The sequence below is a fragment of the Halorussus rarus genome (genome assembly GCF_003369835.1).
GTDB lineage: Archaea > Halobacteriota > Halobacteria > Halobacteriales > Haladaptataceae > Halorussus > Halorussus rarus.
Genome location: NZ_QPMJ01000002.1, coordinates 437,644 through 456,752 on the forward strand (window position 1 = coordinate 437,644; position 19,109 = coordinate 456,752).

Consider the following 19,109-nt stretch of genomic DNA (forward strand, 5'->3'; position numbering starts at 1 on the left):
CGCGCCTAATTTTGACGATTCGTCATTAGAAACCACTAATTTATGGTGTCCCGTCGATTACGTAGGAATACACGCCCGCCCCCGGGCACTACTCACCATGCTTGCAATCATCGACGGAATCTTGAACGCGACACGGAACCGGTCCGCGAAGGAGGAATCGCCCGGCACGGAGGTCGACGCAGACCTCTACGCCCTCTGCGGTAACCATCTGGGAGCGTCGATAGCCCGGCGCCTCCGGGCGGACGGCAACTCGATCGGGCCCGTCGACGAAACGCGCGTCCCGGCGGAGATGCCGGGCCGTCGCGCCGGTCAGGAACTGGTCCGTGCGACGGCCGCGCTGACGGACTCCGTCGCGGAGGGCCTGCAGAACGTGCGAGTCGACGCGGAGGAGACCGCATGAAGGAGCTGGAACGGGACCTCGGGCTCCCGTCGGTTCTCGCCATCAGCATCGGCGCGATGGTCGGCAGCGGCATCTTCATCCTGCCGGCCCTCGCGCTCGAGATCGCCGGCCCCGCCGTGATCGTGGCGTACCTGATCGCCGGCCTGCTCGTGGTGCCGGCCGCCCTCTCGAAGTCGGAGATGGCGACCGCGATGCCGGAGGCCGGCGGGACGTACATCTACATCGAGCGCGGGATGGGTCCCTTGCTCGGCACCATCGCCGGCGTCGGGACGTGGTTCTCGCTCTCGTTCAAGGGCGCGCTCGCTCTCGTCGGCGGCGTTCCCTACCTGCTGCTCCTGTTCGACCTTCCGCTGAAGCCGGTCGCGCTGGCGCTGGCGGCGGTCCTGATACTGGTGAACCTCGTCGGGGCGAAGCAGACGGGGCGGCTCCAGCTCGCCATCGTCGTCGTCATGCTGGCGGCGCTGGGCTGGTTCGCCGCGGGGAGCGCGCCCGCCGTCCAATCGGCCAACTACGTCGGCTTCTTCGACGCCGGCGTCGGCGGGCTCTTGGCCGCGACCGGGCTGGTGTTCGTCTCGTACGCGGGCGTCACGAAGGTCGCGAGCGTCGCCGAGGAGGTCGAGGACCCCGGCCGGAACATCCCCCTCGGCATCCTGGGGTCGCTGGCGTTCACGACCGCGCTGTACGTGGCGATCGTCGCCGTGCTGGTCGGGATAACCGACCCCGGGAGCGTCGCCGGCTCGCTGACGCCGGTGGCCGTCGCGGCCGAGGTGACGCTCGGCCGGACCGGCGTCGTCGCGGTGATCGCAGCGGCGCTCCTCGCGCTCGTCTCGACGGCCAACGCCGGCATCCTCTCGTCGTCGCGCTACCCGTTCGCGATGAGCCGGGACAGGCTGGCCCCGCCGTCGTTCTCGACTGTCAGCGAACGGTTCGGGACGCCCGTGTCCTCCATCACGCTCACCGGCGCGGTGCTGCTGGTGCTCATCGCGTTCGTTCCGATCCTCGAGATCGCGAAGCTCGCGAGCGCCTTCCAGATCATGGTGTTCGCGCTCATCAACGTGGCCGTCGTCGCCTTCCGGGAGGGAGACGCGGAGTACGAACCCGAGTTCTCCTCGCCGCTGTACCCCTGGATACAGGCGTTCGGCGTCGTCACCGGAGCGATACTCCTCACCCAGATGGGGACCGTCGCCCTCGCGGGCGCCGCCCTCATCACGGTCGGGAGCGTCGGCTGGTACCTCCTCTACGTGCGCCCGCGCGTCAGCAGGGAGGGCGCGGCGACCGACGCCATCCGGCGGCGGGTCGGCCGGGACGCGCTCACCGACGTCGAGTCCGCCATGGCGGAGGACACCCGCGAGGTTCTCGTCGCGCTCACGAAGAACGTCGACGAGGACCGCGAGCGCTCGCTCGTGGCGATGGCCGCCGATCTCGTCCGCCACGACGACGGTCGCGTGGTGGCCGTCCGGTTCGAGGAGATACCCGACCAGGCGCCGCTCACCGAGGATGCGACCGTCCAGTCGGCGGCCGACATCTCGTTCGAGACCCGAACCGAGGCGCTGTCGACGGAACTCGGCGTCGAGGTCGAGGCCGACGAGATCGTCAGCCACGACACGAAGCACGCCGTCGTCAACTTCGCGGAGCACCGCGGCGTGGACGCTATCGTCGCCGAGCACGAACCGCTCCGGCTCCGGTCGCGGCTCTTCGGCGACCCGATCGACTGGGTCGTCCGCCACGCCCCGTGCGACGTGCTCCTCGTGGACAACCTCGGCTACGACCGGCCGGAGCGCGTCGTCCTCTCCGGGGACAGCGGCCCGTACCAGCCGGCGGCGGTGACCGTCGCCGAGACCGTCGCCGCGGCGAACGACGGAACCGTCTCCCTCTGGTACCCCGAGAACCGGCGGGGGACCGACAGACGCCGGCGCACGATAGACGCGTACCACTCCGGGCTGTCCGAGATGCTCTCCGTCCCGGTCCGGAGCGAGTCGGTCCGGACCGACGGGGGACGGCAGTCTCGGCCCGACCTGCTGGTGCGCCGCGGCGCCGACGGCGGGCTCCGGAACGCGGTGTTCGACGACAGGCCGGTGGTCCCGAGTCCCGGCTGCACGACGGTCACCGTCTACCCCCACGAGTCGCGCCGGCCCGCGTTCGCGCGCCGACTGCTCGAACGGGTGACGTTCTGAACGACGGGGGCCTCGGCGCGGACCCCGCGGCCCGTCGACGTTCGGTCCGGCCAGCCGGGGCGCGGATATTCCGTCTCGACCTTCAGGACGCCCGGGACTCTCCGCCCTCGTCCAGCAGGCCGAGCGCGTCGAGCGCGCTCCGGCGCTCGTCGGTCGGGATAACCCGGTACCCCTCGCCGACGGCGACCGTCGCGACCGCCACGTCCGCGGGCGAGAACGACGCGTCGTCGGGTGCCGCCAGCGCCTCCAGCGCGAGGTCCACGCCCGAACCGAGGTCCGCGTCGGCGGCGTACTCTGCTTCGAGGAACCCCCGTATCTCGGCGCTCTCCCGACCGACCGCCGCGGCGTTCCACGCCGAAGGCGTCCCCGATGGGTCGGTCTCGTAGAGCGCGGGCTCGCCGTCGGTGACGCCGCCGACGAGCAGCGCGGTTCCGAACGGGCGGGCGCCGCCCGACTGGGTGTACTCCTGGACGTGGTCGGCGACCTCCTTCGTCAGGGGTTCGACGCCCATCGGCTCGTCGTAGGTCAGTCGGTCGCGCTGGGCGGTCTGGCGGACGAACTCCACGAGCTTCCGGGCGTCGGCCGCGTTGCCGGCCGAGGCGACGCCGAGGTGGTCGTCGACCTGGTGGAGCTTCTCGACGCTCTCGGGGTCCATCAGCGGCGAGCGCACCCGGCGACGGGCCGCGAGCGCGACGCCGTCGTCGGTCCGAACCCCGACGCTGGCGCTGCCGCGCTCGACCGCCTCGCGCGCGTACTCGACCTGATAGAGCCGCCCGTCGGGCGAGAAGATGCTGGTGCCCCGGTCGTAGGCCCGCTGGTCGCCCTGCATCAGGCCCCCTCCTCGCGGTCGATAGCGGTGTTCGGACGAGTCGAAGTCTCGTCGTAGAGGTCGGCGGGGTCGTCGTAGGCGTCGATGGTCACCCCGTCCGCGGTGACGACGGCCGCAGTGACACCGTTACCGGAGGCGGTGTCGCGCTCGATGGCGCTCTCGACCGCGCGGGCCGCGGCCGCGGTCGCTTCCTCGACGTCGAGGCCGGGCCGGAACTCGCGTTCGAGCGCGCCGAGCGCGAACTGGGTCCCGCTTCCCTTCGCGGCGTACGGGGCCTCCATCACCGCCCCGCCGCCGTCGAGGTCGTAGACGCGCGGTCCCTCGTCGTCGACGCCGCCGAGGACCGGGCGGACCAGCCGGTACGGACCGTTCCGGAGCAGGTTGCCCGCGAACGTGGCGAACGCGTTCACGCTCGGCGGGTCGCCCCGCCGGATCGCGTACTGGTCGGCGTGCGACCGGAGCCGCCGGGTGTAGTCCTGAATACCGCCGACCGCGCCCGAGAGCGCGACCGCGGCGGTCGGGTGGACCCGCTCGACCTTCTGGGTGTCCTTGCTCGTGACGAACCGGCCGCCGGCGCTCGCCCGCCGGTCGGCCATCACGACGACGGCGTCGTCGGCCGTCACGGCGACGGTGGTCGTGCCGGTCTTCGTGAGTTCGGTGTCGGCGTCGGCCGACGAGCGGGGGTCGCCGCCCGCTCCGGACGTCGGTTGGGGGTGGGCGTCTGGCATCGAAATCGGGTAGGAGCCAGATACCAAAAAGTGTTAGCTAAAATATATTTTAGCCGGGCGCCCGAACCGAAGGTCCGACGGGCGTCCGGCTGCGGCGGAGCGAGATCGGTGAACCGGGACGGACGGCCGTCAGGGGAAGTCCCTGAGTTCGCGGAGCACGTCGTCCATCGGCTCGTCGGTGATGGCCAGCGAGAACCCCTCCAGTCGGGCCATCTTGGGCGCGTGCTCCCAGAGGTCCTCGCGGTCGAGCCCGTGGAGCACCACCGCGTTCGGCGTGGGGTTGACCACGCGCATCGCGACCAGCGCCGACTCGCCCCGGGTGACGTTCGTGAACATCAGCGCCCGGCTGGTGCTCTGGCCGTAGAGCCGGTAGAACTCCTCGCTGGAGAGCCGGGTGATGGCCTGGATGCTGTCGATGACGGTGTGTCCGGTGACGTGGTCGTGGTCGCCGTCCGCGAGTTCGGTCGCGCCCACCGCGTCGTAGAACCGGTCGAGGTGGACCGTGGTGGGGTACTCCCGGAGGTCGTTGACGATGTCGCTCTCGAAGCCGGCCGAGAGCACCCGGGCGTACTGGCGGATGCGGTCGCCGCCCCGGCGCTCGTCGATGTCGAGCAGCGAGGTCACGACCCTGGCAACGACGCCGATGCCGGGGCTGGCCCGCCGGCCGCTCTCGTAGTCGCTGACGACCGACGACGACACGTCGAGTTGGTCGGCCAGGTCCGTCTGGGAGACGCCGAAGTCGGTCCGCCACTTCCGGAGGGTCGCGCCGGGGTCGTCGCTGAGCGTTATCTCGCCCGCGATGCGCTCGGCTAAATCCTCGCGGGGGTCGGTTGGCTCGGTCATGGTCCGGAGTGCGCGGGTCGACCGGAAAAACGTGTCGAAGTACGGGTTCGTCGCGCGTCGAATACACCGGGACACTGATAACGCGGCGCGTTCACGTCTCCCACGCATGCCATCGACGGTGGTCCACGTCGCGCTCGCCGGCCTGGTCGGGACGGCCCTGCTCGCCGAACACTTCGACGGGAAGGCGGTGGCGGTGGTGATGGCGGCCGTCGCGCTCGTGGACTTCGACGTGTTCCTGGGGTTCTGGATCGAGGGCGCCCACCGGGCGGCGTTCCACACGCTGCTGCTGCCCGCGCTCGGCGGCGCCCTGCTCTGGGCCGACCTCCGAGGCCGGGCCCTGCCATCGGTGCAGTCCCGCGTCGGGTCGGGGGCGGGGTCCAGGTCGCTCGCGCTGGTGACCGACCGCTCGCTCGTGCGCTCGCGGTGGGGCGCCCGCGGCGTCCGGGTCGCCTGGGTCACGGTCGTCGCGGTCGCCTTCGCGGGCATCGGCCTCGACGCGTTCTTCAACGGCGCGAACCTGCTCTACCCGGTCCACGACCGGTTCTACACCTTCTCGGGCAAGGTCTTCTACTCGACGAAGGAGGGGTTCGTCCAGACGCTCGTGCACGTCGACCTCCAGTCGCTCGTCGACGCGGTCCTGCCGAACGACGCCTCGGCCGGCGGTGCGGACGCGGGCGGCGGGGCGGGGACGGGGGCCGAGTCGGGCGGTGCCGAGTCGGGCGGTGGCGGGAACTCCAAGCCCGTCCGCACCACGGAGAACACCCACTACAGCACAGGCATCGACCCGAAGAAGGGCGCGGAGCAGGGGTCGGTCGAGCGGCTGTTCCCCATCGCGTACTCCGGCGAGCGCGCCCTGCTCGCGCTGACCGGTTACACCGTGGTCGGACTCCGCGTCTGGATGGAGCGCCGCCGGGCCTGACGGTCCGGTCGGCCCGCGCCGACTCGCAACCGCTAACATCGCGGTGGACCAAGCCTCGGCCATGACCGACGACGTCACGATCCGACCGTACGACCCAGACCGTGACGCGCGCGACCTGTGGGACCTCAAGCGCGGCTTCGAACTGGGCCTGGGGTCGGGCACCGGCGGCGACGACAAGCGGGCCGTCTACGAGGAGAAACTCACCGAGGCGTACGGCGAGCGGTACCTCGACTGGGCGTTCTGGTGCGCGAAGCACGACCGTCAGTGCGTGACCGTCGCCGAAGTCAAAAGCGCGGGCGACGAGGAGTCCGCCGACGAGGACGCCGAACAGCCCGCGCTCGCGGGCTACGTCTTCGTCCTGCCCCAGCAACTGGCGATGATCTGGGACGCCGCGGTGCTCAACGAGCTCTACGTCCGGCCCGAGTACCGCGGCACCGCCGTCGCCGACGACCTGATGGACGCGGCGGTCGCGGTCGCCGACGACCAGGACCTGCCGCTCGACCGGCTCGTGCTCGACGTCGACCGGGAGAACGACCGCGCGCGAGCGTTCTACGACCGCCACGGCTTCGAGCACTGGGGCGAGATGGTGGCCCGAAAACTGGAGTAGGCCGGCCGCAGAACGAGGTCACTCTTCCTCTATCGGGTTTCCGCACTCGGCGCAGAGGTTCGACTGCCACGAGACTGTCTTCACGATCTCGCATCGCTCCCCGCAGTGGTCACACCACGCTTCCATCGGCGGAGGATGGGACGCGGACGGCTTAGTGGTGCAAGAACGTTTTTCCACAGTTCGGCCTTCAAGCCCGACCCCGGAACCGGTAATCGCCCGCCGGCGTCGCATAATCGCCGGAACAGTTTCCGTAATCGGGCTCAGTCCCGAAGTTGTCGTCGGATTTCGCCGGCCAACGCCGTGTTGGAATCGGCACGACGACCGGAAAGATAGACGCGACGATCACAAGGGAAGGATTCCGTTTCGGAACGACGACCAACTGTTCGACGCTCGAAACGACCGGACGGATTACTCGACCAGCGTCGCGGCCGCCCCGCCGACCGCGCCGAGCGCGACCGGGTAGACCGCGCCGGCGAGCAGTATCGCAGTCACGGGGTCGGCCGAGACGGTCGCCTGCGTCTCGCCGATGGCGTGGGTGGTCGCGAACGCCGCGGCCGCCGACAGCGGGAGGTAGCCGACGACGAGCGCCGCCCCGGCCGCGGCCCCCGCCGTCGCACCGCCGCGGCGACCCCGCGCGGCGAGGAATCCCGCCACGAGCAGGAGGACCGCGGGGAGCGCGAGGAGGGCCACCGAACCGCCCTCGCCGGTCACGAAGTTCGTCGTCCGGGTCCCTCCCGCGACGGTCGGGACGCGCGTGGCGACGAAGTGGGCGTTCAGGAAGAGCCACGTCACGCCCTTCCACGCGGGCACCGCTTCGCCGCCGAGGAGCTGCGAGACGACGCCGACGCCCCGCAGCGCCTCCGCGACCGCCTCGGCCTTCCACACGTACGCGACCAGGTAGCCGAGCAGCCACGCGGCCGCTCCCGCGACGGCGCCCCGGGCGAGCGTGCCGCCGCTGACCCCGGAGTCACTTGCGAGTGATGGTTCGTCTGCAGTGGACATGTTCGGGGGCTCCGACCGGCGCGACGAGTATCTTTTGGCCCGCGTCGGTACGAAACCGTTCCGACGGGCGCCGAGCCGGGGCCGCGTTCGCGGGATTCAAGGCGCAGGAAGTGGAAATTTCACGAGATGATTCTGCGCGACGTTCACGTCGTGAACGGGAACGGCGAGCGCGCCGAGGAGGCGTCGCTCCGAGTCGACCCCGACGCCGGCCGTGTCGAGGCGGTCGGGGACGTTGACCCGCGCGAGGGGGAACCGGCCTACGACTGCGCGGGCAGATCAGTCGTGCCGGGGCTGGTCGACGCCCACGTCCACTTCTCGCTGTCGGGCGAGACCAGCATCGCCGACGTGGTGTCGATGAGCGACGCCGAACTGATGCTGACCGAGGCGAAGAACGCGCGCAAGACGCTCGAAGCCGGCGTCACGGGGGTCCGAGCGATGGGGGCGCGGGACCTCGACGTGGTGCTGGCCGAGCGCGTCAAGCGGGGCGACGTGCCCGGCCCGCGGATGGTCGCCAACTGCCGGTCGATCACGATCACCGGCGGCCACGGCCACCACCTCGGCCGGGAGGTCGACGGACCCACCGCGTGCCGGAAGGCGGTCCGCGAGCAGGTCAAGCGCGGCGCCCGGTTCATCAAGTTCATGGCGACCGGCGGTGTCACGACGCCCGGCACCGACCCCGACAAGCCCGCGTTCACCCACGAGGAGATGGACGCGCTGGTCGACGAGGCCCACCGCCGGGGCGTCCACGTCGCGACCCACGCCCACGGCGCGGCGGGCGCGCGCGCCGCCATCGAGGCCGGGGTCGACACCGTCGAGCACGGCACCTTCCTCGACGAGGCGACCATCGACCTGCTGGTGACCGAGGACGTGGCGCTGGTGCCGACCCTCTCGGCGCCCTACCGCATCGTCCGGAACGCCGACCACGTCTCCGACGAGGCCCTGCAGAAGACCAACGACGTCTACGAGCGCCACATCGAGTCGTTCGGGGCCGCGGTCGAGGCCGGCGTCGACATCGTGGGCGGGACCGACGCCGGCACGCCGTTCAACTACCACGGCGCGAACGCGACCGAGCTCTCGTTCATGGTCGAGTACGGGATGGACCCCCACGACGCGCTGGTCGCGATGACCGGCCGGGCCGCCGAGGTCATCGGCCTCGACGACGCGGGCGTGCTCGAACCGGGCGCCTACGCCGACTTCCTGGTGCTCGACGAGGACCCCCTCGAGGACATCGGCGCGGTCCGCGACCCCGAGACCGTCGTCAAGGGCGGCGAGGTGGTCGCCGGGACGGCGCTCGACCGGCTCGCGGAAGACGGATAGCGGCGACCGTCTGCGGGTCAGTGCGCGAACAGCAGAATCCGGTCGGCCTCCCGGACGACGCAGAACCGGCCGTCCGGCGGATTGAAGCTATTGTGGCGCTTCTCGGAGACGAACAGGTCCGCGAACGGCTCGTCGCAGGCCGGGCAGTCGAGGTCCTTGCGGTTCTCCCAGTGCTGGGTGTCGCCGGTGTCCCTGCGGAGCTTCAGGGCGTGGCGGTGGTCGTGGACGTCGAATCGCTCGCCGGACATGGTCTGGTCGGGGTTCGCAGCGGGACTATTTCGTCGCTTCGCTCCACTGCTCGCGGGTGACGGTGTAGCGGTGGACGTCGACCGGCCCGTCGGGGCCGACGCCCCAGTTCCGGAGCAGTCCCTCGCGCTGCCCGCCGTGGGCCTCGACGTACTTCTCGATGGCCCGCCGGGACTGCTCGTTGCCCGTCTGATGGGTGACGGCCACCACTTCGAGGTCGAGGCGGTCGAACGCGATTTCCATCAGGGCCGCGGCGCGCTCGCCCGAGTAGCCCCGGCCCCAGAACGGCTTGCGGAGCCACGTCCCGAGGATTGCGGTCCGTCGGTCCCAGTCGGGGTGGAGGCCGGCCGCGCCCGCGACCTCGCCGGCGCCGCTCTCCGGGTCGCCCGCGTCGTCCTCGGTCGCCCGACCACTCGCGCCGTCGTCGCCCTCCGTCGTTCCGACCTCACCCTCCTGCAGGCGGACGACGTAGCTCGCGTCCTCGCCCGCCGCCCACGCCTCGGCCCGGGACTCGAGGAAATCGAGGGTCTCCTTCGGGGTCGCGTGGGGCTCCCACGTGAGGTGCTCGGTGATCTCCTCGATGTGGGGGTTGTGCCGGGAGGCGTGCCGGTAGAACGTCAGCACGTCGACGTACTCGGGCGTGAGCGGTTCGAGGACGAGCCGGTCGGTCTCGACGCGCTCGGGGAACAGGCCGTGGTCGCTCACGACGGGGCCTCCCGGATGCACTCGGGGCTCATACCGGGACCATCGAAAGCACAGGTCAAAAGCGTTGGCCGGGCGCGTGAGTTCCCTGCACGGGCCATCAAAGCGCGTCGATGGTCCACCGACCGAGCGTGACGGCGAGCGCGACCAGCCCCTCCGGTCGCGTGAGTCGGCCTTTCGTGGCCAACAGCGCCACGACGAACGCCGACAGCGCGACCAGCCAGACCGCCGCGTCGAAGGCGACCGGCGACACCGAGAGCGGGCGGACCACCGCGGCGACGCCCAGGATGCCGAGCGCGTTGAAGACGTTGCTCCCGAGCAGGTTCCCCGCCGCGATGTCGCTGTTGCCCCGGCGGGCCGCGACGACCGAGGCCGCGATCTCGGGCGTGGAGGTGCCGACCGCCACCACGGTCTCGCCGATGGCCCACTCCGAGACGCCCGCGAGCCGCGCGAGGTCGGTCGCCGACGCGACCAGGAAGTTCGCACCCACGAGTATCACCGCCAGCCCGCCGACCGCCAGCGCGGCGGACCGGAGCGTCGACCGGCCGACGCCGCCGTCCGCGGTCGCCGCGCCCGGCGAGGGGCCGACCGCGACGGCCGTCGAACCTTCGCCAGCGTCGCCCGCAGCATCGTCCGGGCGGTCGTCCGCAGCCTCGTCCGGCGCGTCGCCCGGACCGCCGCGGGCGAGCAGCCACCCGACGTACCCGGCGAGCAGCGCGACCAGCACCGCTCCCTCGGTCCGGGCGACGACGCCGTCGCGGACGACCGCGGCGGCCAGCACCGCGGCCCCGACCACGACCGGCCCGTCCCGGCGGATCATCCCGCGCGAGGCCGGAACCGGGTTCAGGAGGCCGACGAGAGCGAGCACCACGCCGACGTTGAAGAGGTTCGACCCGACGACGTTGGCCACGGCGACGTCGCCAGCGCCGACGAGCGCCGCGTCGACCGACGTCGCGAGTTCGGGCGTCGAGGTCCCGAACCCGACGACGGTGAGACCGACGACCAGCTCGGAGAGCCCCGCGCGGCGGGCGATGCGGGCGGCGTTCTCGACGAGGAGCTTCGCCCCGACCCAGAGCGCGCCGACGCTCGCGGCGACGACGCCGAGGTCGAGCGCGACTGCGGTCGCGTCAGCCATGGTCGTCGCCGACGCTCGAACTCATTGCTCGGCCTCGTCCTCGGGCGCCTCGGTGATCTCGACGCGCTCGCGGAGCCAGTCGGTCGCGGCCGCGACCGCGTCCGGGTCGGTCCCGGTCACCTTCAGCCGGCCGGGGGTCGACCCCACGCCCGGGTAGCTCCCGACCGCCGCGTCGAACCGCTCGCGGACCTCGTCGAGGCGGCTCCCGAGCGCGCCCTCGGGCTCGGGCGTGTAGACCGTCTCGGAGACGACGTCGCCGCCGAAGTCCTCGGCGACCAGCTCGAACATCGCCTTCATCTCGCCGGGGATGCCGGGCAGGACGTAGACGTTCTCGACGACGCAGCCGGGCGCCCACCCCGCGTCGGTGGTCAACGGCCGGCAGCCCGCGGGCAGGGTCGCCGCGGCGTCGAGGTCCAGGTCGATGTCGTAGTCCGCGGCGAGGTCGGGGTTCTCCTCGCGGAACTCCCTGGCCTTCGCTTCGAGGCGGTCGCGCTGGTCGGGGAGGAGTTCGAGCCCCAGGCCGAGTCCGTCGGCGACCCCCTCCATCGTCACGTCGTCGGGCGTCCCGCCGATGCCGCCGGTCGCGATCACCGCGTCGAACTGCCCGGCCCACTGCCCGACGTAGTCGGCGATGACAGACCGGTCGTCGGGCACCGTCAGGATCCGGCGCACGCTCCCGCCGCGCTCGTCGATGCGGTCGGCCAGCCACGAGGCGTTCGTGTTCACGGTGTCTCCCGCGAGAATCTCGTCTCCGACCGACAGGACGGCGATATCCATGGTCTGTGTCTGGCCCGTGACGGACTTATCGGTGTCGGCGCGGACATCCATCGGTCATCGGTGTCGGGGTCAGGACCACTGCGCGACCGGCTTTCCCGTCTTCGAAAGGCGGACGTACTCGGTCTGCATCTCCCGGACGGCGTCGTCGAACGCCGCGCCAGCGTCGAGGCGATCGGTGACGCGGGCCAGCTTCCAGCGACTCGGCGTCGTCCGTTCGGTCCAGCGGGCCTCGACCGGGCCGAGGTACTCCTCGACGGTCTCCGACGAGACGCCCCGGTCCCGGAGGCCGCGACGGGCGAACTCGAACAGCTCCTCGTAGACGACGCTCGGGTCGGTCGTTCGGTCGCCGTCAGCGGTGACCCACGCGAGGTCGGCGTCGAGCCCGTTCTCGACCGCCTCGTAGAAGCTCCGCTCGGCGGCGTCCCGGTCGAGGGTCGCGAGCGGATGGTCGGCCGCCCGCAGGCCGTGGACGAGCCCGGCGACCAGACACTGGAAGCCGACGTTCTCCGCGACCGTGGGCTGGGTCGGCAGCGGCCGGTACTCGATGCGGACCGACCACTGGTCGCCGCCGTCGACCGGCTGGCCGCCGATGACGGCCCGGAGCCAGCGCCAGTACGTCCCGCGCTTGTGGTCGAGCTCCCAGTACCGGTCCGCGAACGTCTCGCGGTCGCCGTCGGCGAGCCACTCGCGGAGGAACGGCGCGCACGTCGGGTCGGCGACCAGCCTGTCGACGCAGTCCTCGACACGCCGTATATCGTCGGGGAAGCAGACCTTCTCCCACGCCGGGTTGATGGACTGCTCGAACGCCGGAATCCGGAGTTCGTGGTACGTCTCCTCGACGACGCGGTACGGGTCGGCGGCGTCGTACAGGTCGGGCGGTAACAGCGGCGAGTTCGTCGCCAGCGCGAGGACCGGGCCGAGCGTCCGGAGGGCGGTGTTGTAGTAGTCGGGGAACGCCGCGACGTCGGGGACCTGGACGTGGGGCTGGATCGAACTCGCGAGCGACTCGAACAGTATCGAGGGAAACTCCCGCTCCGCGCCCGGGACCGAGAAGGTGAGCGTTCCCCCCGTCCGCGACAGCACGTCGTTGTCTATCGCGCAGTATCGCGGCGATGCCGTCATGTTCTCGGCGACGGACACCCCGTCGCGCTCGCGCACGTCGGACAGGTACTCGTGACTCCCGCCCGGCGGCGGAATCGTCCACATGGCGTCCAGCACGATCTCCGTCCCCTCCCGCTCGGCGCTTCGGCGCACGTTCCGGACGTGTTCGCGGAGCTGGGCCGCCTGTTCGGCGATTCCCTCGTCGTCGAACGACGTCGGCTCGGTGTGGAACTCGACGTTCTGTCGACCGAGTTCCCGCTCGCAGCGGCCCTCGAACACGGCGTCCGGAATCCGGGCGAGCCGCCCGTCTCCGTCGACAGCGTAGGCCTCGAGTTCGATTCCGAGACCGAAGTCGGGGTTGTCGAACCGCCCCGCGCCGAGCGCGTCGGCCACCCGCTCGGCCTGCTCGTCGACGCGGCGGTCGAACTCGCTCCGCGTCGCGTCCCGCAGCGACCGCTTGACGAGGTCGGTGGACCCCTCCATCAACGAGACAAACCGGGTCCAGTCGCATAGTAGTACGGTTCGAACAGGTAGTCCGGGACCGTACTCCGCCGACGCGACACGTCGGCCGGCGTCTCGGCGGACGGAGTTCGACGACGAGCGCGTCCGGCGGGTCCGCAACCACTAAACGCCGTTCGTCCCTATCTCCCTTCAATGACCGACTGGACCGAGAAGTACCGGCCCTCCTCGCTCTCGGAGATCCGGGGGAACAACAAGGCCCGCGACAAGCTGCGGGAGTGGGCCGAGACGTGGGACGACCACCGGGACGCCGCCATCGTCCACGGCAGTCCCGGCGTCGGCAAGACCTCCGCGGCCCACGCGCTGGCCAACGACATGGACTGGCCGACCATCGAGCTGAACGCCAGCGACACCCGGACCGCCGACGTGGTCGAGAAGCTCGCCGGGGGCGCCGCCCAGAACCAGGCGCTGACCGGCGGCGCGGGCGGGCGCCAGCTCGTCATCATGGACGAAGCCGACAACCTCCACGGCAACGTTGACCGGGGCGGCTCGAAGGCCATCACCGACGTCGTCAGGGACGCCGGCCAGCCGATGATACTCATCGCCAACGAGTTCTACGACATGTCGAACACGCTCCGGAACGCCTGCGAGACCATCGAGTTCCGGGACGTCTCGGCGCGCTCGATCGTGCCCGCGCTCCGCCACATCTGCAACGAGGAGGGCATCGAGTACGAGAAGGAGGGCCTGAAGGCCATCGCCGACAAGAACGACGGCGACCTCCGGTCGGCGGTCAACGACCTCCAGGCCGTCGCCGAGACCACCGAGACGCTGACCGCCGGCGACGTCGACGTCACCGGCGAGCGCGACCGGACCAGCGGCATCTTCGACTTCCTCGACGCGCTGTTCAAGGAGGAGGACGCGCAGGGCGCGCTCCACAAGTCCTACGACGTCGACGAGACGCCCGACGACCTGCTGAACTGGGTCGAGGACAACGTCCCGAAGGACTACGAGGGCCGGGAGCTGGCGACCGCCTACGAGTTCCTCTCGAACGCCGACAAGTGGCTCGGCCGGGTCCGGGCCACCCAGGACTACTCGATGTGGCGGTACGCCACCGACAACATCGCGGCCGGGGTCGCGGCGGCCCGAGAGGGCGAGAAGGGCGGGTGGACCCGCTACGGCCCGCCGAGCTACTGGCGGAAGCTCGGCAGTTCGAAGGCCAACCGGGCGAAGCGCGACTACGTGGCCCGGAAGATGGCCGACGCCGAGGGCGTGAGCATGTCCACCGCCCGGCGGGAGATGCTCCCGTTCCTCGCGGCGATGACCCACCACTGCAAGGACCGCGAGCTCACCGTCGCGATGGCCGCGAAGTACGACCTCGACGCCGAACACGTCTCGTTCGTCACCGGGTCGGGCAAGGACACCAACAAGGTCCAGAACGTCGTGGAGGAGGCCGAACAGCTCCGGGAGGAGGCGGCCGTGGAGCACTCCGGGGGCGCGTTCGAGGGGGCAGTTCGTTCGACGTCCGAGGACGCCGAGGGCGGTTCCGACGGGGACGGCGCGGGGGCGACAGCGGCGGGAGAGGCGGACGACGACGCGGCGGCCGACGCCAGCGAGGACGACGGCGACGACAGTCAGGCCGGTCTCGCCGACTTCGGGTGAGCGCCGGACCGGACGGCGTCCGGTCGGGACCGCCTACCGCGGCGGCCACACCATTATCTCGCCGTCGCTCCGGACCGTGACGTCGTGGCCCTCGTACTGGAACGTGATCGAGGTCTCGGTCTCGCGGTCGCGCATGGACGCGACGAACTCGTGGAGCGCGTCGGGGTCCATGTACTCGTAGAGGGGCGCGAGCTCGGTCACCGTCTCGCCGGTGGCCCTGGAGATGGCGCAGGTGATCGCCGAGTCGAGCGTCTCGGTGCCCGACCAGTCGGCCTGCATCCGAAGGGGTGTCTCGCTCTCGTACTCGACTGCGTCGACCGTGTGCGTTTCCGTCTTCGACATGGTATCTCGCCACTTTCCACCATGGCGGACAGGTGCTTCAAGCCCCCAAACGCTGAAAGCCGATTGCCGGGCCTGGGTCCGGGTTGGCGCCGAGTTAACCCGGATTAAGCGACCCAACCCGGGACTACTCGAAGTAACGTCGCCCTACCGCCGAGAAACGAGCCGTGGAACCCTGGCGAGTCCGGTAAGACGCCCCAAAACGGCGCAATCCCTTTTTCCCTGCACGACGCACGTACGCGACGAATGGGGGCGCGACAGTTCGCAACGTCGCTCGCCGCGGCCCTCTGTCTCGCGGCCGCGGTCGGCGCGGCAGTCGGCGGGGCGTCCGGCGCCGCCGGCGGCGGAGCGACCGTAGACGCGACGCAGGCCCGATTGCAGCAGGTGACGCCCGACACCGTGGTCCTCGACGTCCGGGTGTTCGAGAACGGCACCGCGGCGTGGCAGGTCGTCTACCGCACGCGGCTCGACGACCCGGACACGACCGCGGCGTTCCGGAGCTACAAGGCCGACATCGAGACCAACTCCACGCGGTACAGCCGGCAGTTCGTCGGCCGGATGAACAGCACCATCCGGAGCGCCGAGCAGTCGACCGGCCGCGAGATGCGGGGGACGAACTACTCGGTCAGGGCCGAGATCCGTGAGTTCCCCCAGCGGTACGGCGTGGTGGCCTACTCGTTCCGGTGGCACGGGTTCGCCGCGGTCTCGGACGACCGGCTCCGGGTCGGCGACTCGCTGTCGGGGCTCATCCTCAACGAGAAGACCCGGCTGCTGGTCAAGTGGCCCGAGGGGTACGAGGCCGCGTCGGTCCAGCCCAAGCCCGAGATGGGCTACGAGAAGCGCGAGCACGCGGTCATCTGGAACGGCCCCATCGAGTTCGCGGGCAACGAGCCCCAGATCGTGCTCGACGCGCCCGGCGCAGGCGGACTCGACGTGCCGTGGATGCCGCTCGCCGCCGCGACGGGGACGCTCGCCGCGCTCGCGGCGCTGCTCGGCGCCGGCTGGTGGCTCTACCGCAACGGGACCGAGCACGACGACGACGGGGGCGCCGACGAGCCGCCCGAGGACCTGCTGAGCAACGAGGAGCGGGTGCTCCGGCTGCTCGAGCGCCGGGGCGGCCGGGTCAAGCAGAAGGCGGTGGTCGACGAGCTCGGCTGGACCGAGGCCAAGACCAGCCAGGTGGTCGGCAGCCTCCGGGAGGAGGGCGAGATAGAGAGCTTCCGGCTGGGTAGGGAGAACGTACTCGCGCTGGCCCGGGAACGGCAGCAGTCCTGAACCGCCCTTAATTCGGCTAAATCCGGGTTCAGTAACGGCGGCTTATTGGCCGTGGGGTTCGTGGAAACGACGTGATGAAACCGAGCGTGGTCCTGCTGATTGGCGCCGTCGCCCTGATCGGCGCGACGGGCGCGGTCGCAGCGGACGGCGGACAGAGTGGGGCCGTCGGGGAAGCCATGGGCGTCGGACCTGAATCGCAGTCGTGGCCGGGCGGCGACCCGCAGACCAACGGTAACAACTCGACGAGCGTGTCGCCGGGCCAGCAGCTCGCCGGCGCGGTCGGCGCCCAGGGCGCGTCGCTCGGCGGCGAGCTCTGGAACCGGACGCTCACCGACCGGCTCGCGAACGCGACCACCCCGAGCGAGCGGGCGCGGGTCGTCGCCGACGAGAACGAGACGCTGACCGAGCACCTCGACGCGCTGACGGGCGTCCGGGCGAACCTCACCGAGAAATGGGAAGACGGCGACCTCTCGGAGGGACGGTACCGGACCTCGCTGTCGGCGTTCGTGGTCCGGGCCCGGACCGTCGAGCTCCGGGCGAACCAGACCGCCCGGGCGGCCGAGAACCTGTCGGTGTTCGTCCGCGAGCGCTACGAAATCAACGTGACCCGCATCCGCCACCTGGCCGACCGGGCCCACGAACTCCACCAGTTCGAGGGGCCCATCGGCCGCGAGGTCGCCGACTCGACGCTGGCCAACGAGAGCGCGCTGGTCGCCGGCAACGAGAGCGCGCCGGCCGCGGGGAATCGCACGACAGGGTGGCCGTCCGAGACGAACGACCCGTAGCGGGGTCGTTCGAAATCGGGATTCCGTTCCTCGAAAACACGGATACATCGGCGGTCGACCGAACGGGACCGCTTCGGAGTCGAACCTCGTGAGAACGGCCGGGCGGTGACCGAGCTACAGCACCCGCTGGAGGAACTGCTTGGCCCGGTCGCTGCTCGGGGCGTCGAAGAACTCCGTCGGCGGCCCCGTCTCGACGACGCGGCCGTCGGACATCAGCACCACCCGGTCGCCGACTTCACGCGCGAATCCCATCTCGTGGGTGACGACCAGCATCGTCATCCCCTCGTCGGCGAGTCCGCGCATCACCTCGAGCACCTCGCCGACGAGTTCGGGGTCGAGCGCCGAGGTGACCTCGTCGAACAGCATCACCTCGGGGTCCATCGCGAGCGCGCGGGCGATGGCGACCCGCTGCTGCTGGCCGCCCGACAGCTCGGCCGGGTACGAGTTCATCTGGTCGCCCAGGCCGACCTCCTCGAGCAGGTCCTCGCCCTTCTGAGTGGCCTCGGCCTTCGAGAGGCCCCTGACTCGAATCGGCGCGAGCGTGACGTTCTCCAGCGCGGTCTTGTGCGGGAAGAGGTTGAAGTGCTGGAACACCATCCCGACCTTCTGGCGGAGCCGGTTGACGTCCACGTCGGGCGCGGTGATGGCCTCGCCCGCGATGCGGACTTCGCCGTCCTGGATCTCCTCGAGCCGGTTGACGCAGCGCAGCAGCGTCGACTTCCCGCTCCCGCTCGGGCCGACGACCACCATGACCTCCTGGTTCTCGACCGCGAGGTCGATGTCCTTGAGGACGTGGGCGCTCCCGAAGAACTTGTCCACGCCGTCGAACTCGACCATCGGTTCGCCGGTCGCCGAATCGCTTCTCGCTTCGACCGTGTCCGTCGTGTCACTCATCAGTGGTCACCCCAGTTGAGCCAGTCGTTCGATTCGTCGTCTTCGTCGTCTTCGTCGCCGGACCCCCACTCCGCCCTGGCCTCGAAGTACCTGACCGTCCGCATGAGCGGGAGCGTGATGACGAGGTAGGAGATGGACACCAGCACGATGGGGGTCCAGGCGTCGAACTGGTTGGAGTTGATGTTCCGGAACACGCTGATGATCTCCGGGACCGCGAGCACCGTCAGCAGCGACGTGTCCTTGACGAGGATGACGAGGTCGTTGCCGATGGCCGCCAGCGCGTTGCGCGAGGCCTGCGGCAGGATGACCTCGCGCATCGAGTCGACGTACGACATCCCGAGCGACCGGGCGGCCTCCATCTGGCCGTCCGGGACCGCGTTGATACCGCCCTTGACCGCCTCGCCGGTGTAGGCGGCGTGGTTCAGCGTCAGCCCGATGACGGCCGCCGCGAAACTCCAGTTCGTCGCGGGGAACGGTCCCCACGACGCCGGCCAGAGCTGGGGGATGCCGAGGTAGATGATGAACAGTTGGAACAGCAGCGGGGTCCCCCGGAAGAACTCGACGTAGGCCGTGGCGATCGACTGCGTGAGCGAGGTGCGCGACACCCGCCCGAGCCCGACGAACACCCCGCCGATCAGCGCGAGCACGCTGGAGATGACGACGATCTGGATGACGAGCAGCGTCGCGTCCACGAACCGCGGCCAGACCGCGGCCAGCAGCTCGTAGTCGACGAACTCCAGCAGGATGTAGCCGATGAACGCGAGGATGGCCGCGGTGAACGTGAGCGCGACCGCCAGCCCGGCCAGCTTGACACGCCGGTCGGTGAGGAACCCGTCCTCAGTCGGTTGTTCTACGGTCGTTTCGTCTTGATATGTTCCAGCCATTGCGAACCAATGTTTGTCAAGGAGACGCCGATAG

At 70.6% G+C, this 19,109-nt stretch carries 20 protein-coding genes; 8 read left to right on the plus strand and 12 right to left on the minus strand.

Annotated elements, in window-relative coordinates; genetic code table 11:
* Positions 1 to 97 precede the first annotated feature (97 nt).
* Positions 98 to 400: a hypothetical protein gene (locus DVR07_RS10445; protein WP_115797076.1), complete on the plus strand. Its 303-nt coding sequence runs from the start codon at positions 98 to 100 to the stop codon at positions 398 to 400.
* Positions 397 to 2,574, plus strand: a complete 2,178-nt coding sequence (locus tag DVR07_RS10450) for a universal stress protein (protein WP_115797079.1) — start codon at positions 397 to 399, stop codon at positions 2,572 to 2,574. The genes DVR07_RS10445 and DVR07_RS10450 overlap by 4 nt, the downstream gene beginning before the upstream one ends.
* Before the next feature lie 82 nt (positions 2,575 to 2,656).
* On the opposite strand, the gene DVR07_RS10455 is transcribed toward DVR07_RS10450, so the two are convergent.
* The 3 genes from DVR07_RS10455 to DVR07_RS10465 form a co-directional block, all read right to left on the minus strand.
* A complete protein-coding gene (locus DVR07_RS10455; protein WP_115797080.1) occupies positions 2,657 to 3,403 on the minus strand; it encodes an archaeal proteasome endopeptidase complex subunit alpha in 747 nt (248 codons plus the stop codon).
* Positions 3,403 to 4,131 (minus strand): proteasome subunit beta, encoded by a 729-nt coding sequence (locus DVR07_RS10460; protein WP_115797082.1) that lies wholly within the window; start codon positions 4,129 to 4,131, stop codon positions 3,403 to 3,405. The genes DVR07_RS10455 and DVR07_RS10460 overlap by 1 nt, the downstream gene beginning before the upstream one ends.
* Positions 4,132 to 4,260: 129 nt before the next feature.
* Positions 4,261 to 4,974, minus strand: a complete 714-nt coding sequence (locus DVR07_RS10465) for a helix-turn-helix domain-containing protein (RefSeq protein WP_115797084.1) — start codon at positions 4,972 to 4,974, stop codon at positions 4,261 to 4,263.
* 106 nt (positions 4,975 to 5,080) lie between these two features.
* On the opposite strand from DVR07_RS10465, the gene DVR07_RS10470 reads away from it, so the two are divergent.
* A complete protein-coding gene (locus DVR07_RS10470) occupies positions 5,081 to 5,893 on the plus strand; it encodes a metal-dependent hydrolase (RefSeq protein WP_115797086.1) in 813 nt (270 codons plus the stop codon).
* 61 nt (positions 5,894 to 5,954) lie between these two features.
* Positions 5,955 to 6,500, plus strand: a complete 546-nt coding sequence (locus DVR07_RS10475; RefSeq protein WP_115797088.1) for a GNAT family N-acetyltransferase — start codon at positions 5,955 to 5,957, stop codon at positions 6,498 to 6,500.
* Positions 6,501 to 6,908: 408 nt separating this feature from the next.
* On the opposite strand, the gene DVR07_RS21500 is transcribed toward DVR07_RS10475, so the two are convergent.
* Positions 6,909 to 7,502 (minus strand): transporter, encoded by a 594-nt coding sequence (locus DVR07_RS21500; RefSeq protein ID WP_162829505.1) that lies wholly within the window; start codon positions 7,500 to 7,502, stop codon positions 6,909 to 6,911.
* 126 nt (positions 7,503 to 7,628) lie between these two features.
* Here DVR07_RS21500 and DVR07_RS10480 point away from each other — a divergent pair, with 126 nt between their 5' ends.
* On the plus strand, positions 7,629 to 8,819 hold the full coding sequence (locus tag DVR07_RS10480) for a metal-dependent hydrolase family protein (RefSeq protein WP_115797090.1): 1,191 nt from the start codon (positions 7,629 to 7,631) through the stop codon (positions 8,817 to 8,819).
* Between the two features lie 17 nt (positions 8,820 to 8,836).
* Here DVR07_RS10480 and DVR07_RS10485 read toward each other — a convergent pair whose 3' ends face one another.
* The 5 genes from DVR07_RS10485 to DVR07_RS10505 form a co-directional block, all read right to left on the minus strand.
* Positions 8,837 to 9,067 carry a DUF7385 family protein gene (locus DVR07_RS10485; RefSeq protein WP_115797092.1) on the minus strand — a complete coding sequence of 77 codons (231 nt, stop codon included), beginning with the start codon at positions 9,065 to 9,067 and terminating at the stop codon, positions 8,837 to 8,839.
* 25 nt (positions 9,068 to 9,092) lie between these two features.
* Complete coding sequence (locus tag DVR07_RS10490; RefSeq protein ID WP_115798312.1) at positions 9,093 to 9,755, minus strand: GNAT family N-acetyltransferase; 663 nt, start codon at positions 9,753 to 9,755, stop codon at positions 9,093 to 9,095.
* A 112-nt stretch (positions 9,756 to 9,867) separates the two neighbouring features.
* Entirely contained in the window at positions 9,868 to 10,902 is a 1,035-nt protein-coding gene (locus tag DVR07_RS10495) for a calcium/sodium antiporter (protein WP_115797094.1), read from the minus strand.
* 21 nt (positions 10,903 to 10,923) lie between these two features.
* A complete protein-coding gene (locus DVR07_RS10500) occupies positions 10,924 to 11,679 on the minus strand; it encodes a competence/damage-inducible protein A (protein WP_115797096.1) in 756 nt (251 codons plus the stop codon).
* A 69-nt stretch (positions 11,680 to 11,748) separates the two neighbouring features.
* Entirely contained in the window at positions 11,749 to 13,263 is a 1,515-nt protein-coding gene (locus DVR07_RS10505) for a hypothetical protein (protein ID WP_115797098.1), read from the minus strand.
* A 171-nt stretch (positions 13,264 to 13,434) separates the two neighbouring features.
* On the opposite strand from DVR07_RS10505, the gene DVR07_RS10510 reads away from it, so the two are divergent.
* Positions 13,435 to 14,898, plus strand: a complete 1,464-nt coding sequence (locus DVR07_RS10510) for a replication factor C large subunit (protein WP_115797100.1) — start codon at positions 13,435 to 13,437, stop codon at positions 14,896 to 14,898.
* 33 nt (positions 14,899 to 14,931) lie between these two features.
* Here DVR07_RS10510 and DVR07_RS10515 read toward each other — a convergent pair whose 3' ends face one another.
* Positions 14,932 to 15,240: a HalOD1 output domain-containing protein gene (locus DVR07_RS10515; RefSeq protein WP_240147524.1), complete on the minus strand. Its 309-nt coding sequence runs from the start codon at positions 15,238 to 15,240 to the stop codon at positions 14,932 to 14,934.
* A 243-nt stretch (positions 15,241 to 15,483) separates the two neighbouring features.
* Here DVR07_RS10515 and DVR07_RS10520 point away from each other — a divergent pair, with 243 nt between their 5' ends.
* Together DVR07_RS10520 and DVR07_RS10525 are read left to right on the plus strand one after the other, a co-directional pair.
* On the plus strand, positions 15,484 to 16,512 hold the full coding sequence (locus tag DVR07_RS10520) for a helix-turn-helix transcriptional regulator (RefSeq protein WP_115797102.1): 1,029 nt from the start codon (positions 15,484 to 15,486) through the stop codon (positions 16,510 to 16,512).
* A 74-nt stretch (positions 16,513 to 16,586) separates the two neighbouring features.
* Positions 16,587 to 17,297: a DUF7096 domain-containing protein gene (locus DVR07_RS10525; RefSeq protein WP_115797104.1), complete on the plus strand. Its 711-nt coding sequence runs from the start codon at positions 16,587 to 16,589 to the stop codon at positions 17,295 to 17,297.
* Between the two features lie 114 nt (positions 17,298 to 17,411).
* Here the strand turns inward: DVR07_RS10525 and DVR07_RS10530 are convergent, their stop codons facing one another.
* On the minus strand, positions 17,412 to 18,134 hold the full coding sequence (locus DVR07_RS10530; RefSeq protein ID WP_115798314.1) for an amino acid ABC transporter ATP-binding protein: 723 nt from the start codon (positions 18,132 to 18,134) through the stop codon (positions 17,412 to 17,414).
* A gap of 56 nt (positions 18,135 to 18,190) precedes the next feature.
* The gene (locus DVR07_RS10535) at positions 18,191 to 19,075 is read right to left on the minus strand and encodes an amino acid ABC transporter permease (protein WP_115797106.1); all 885 of its coding nucleotides are present in this window, start codon (positions 19,073 to 19,075) and stop codon (positions 18,191 to 18,193) included.
* Positions 19,076 to 19,109 lie beyond the last annotated feature (34 nt).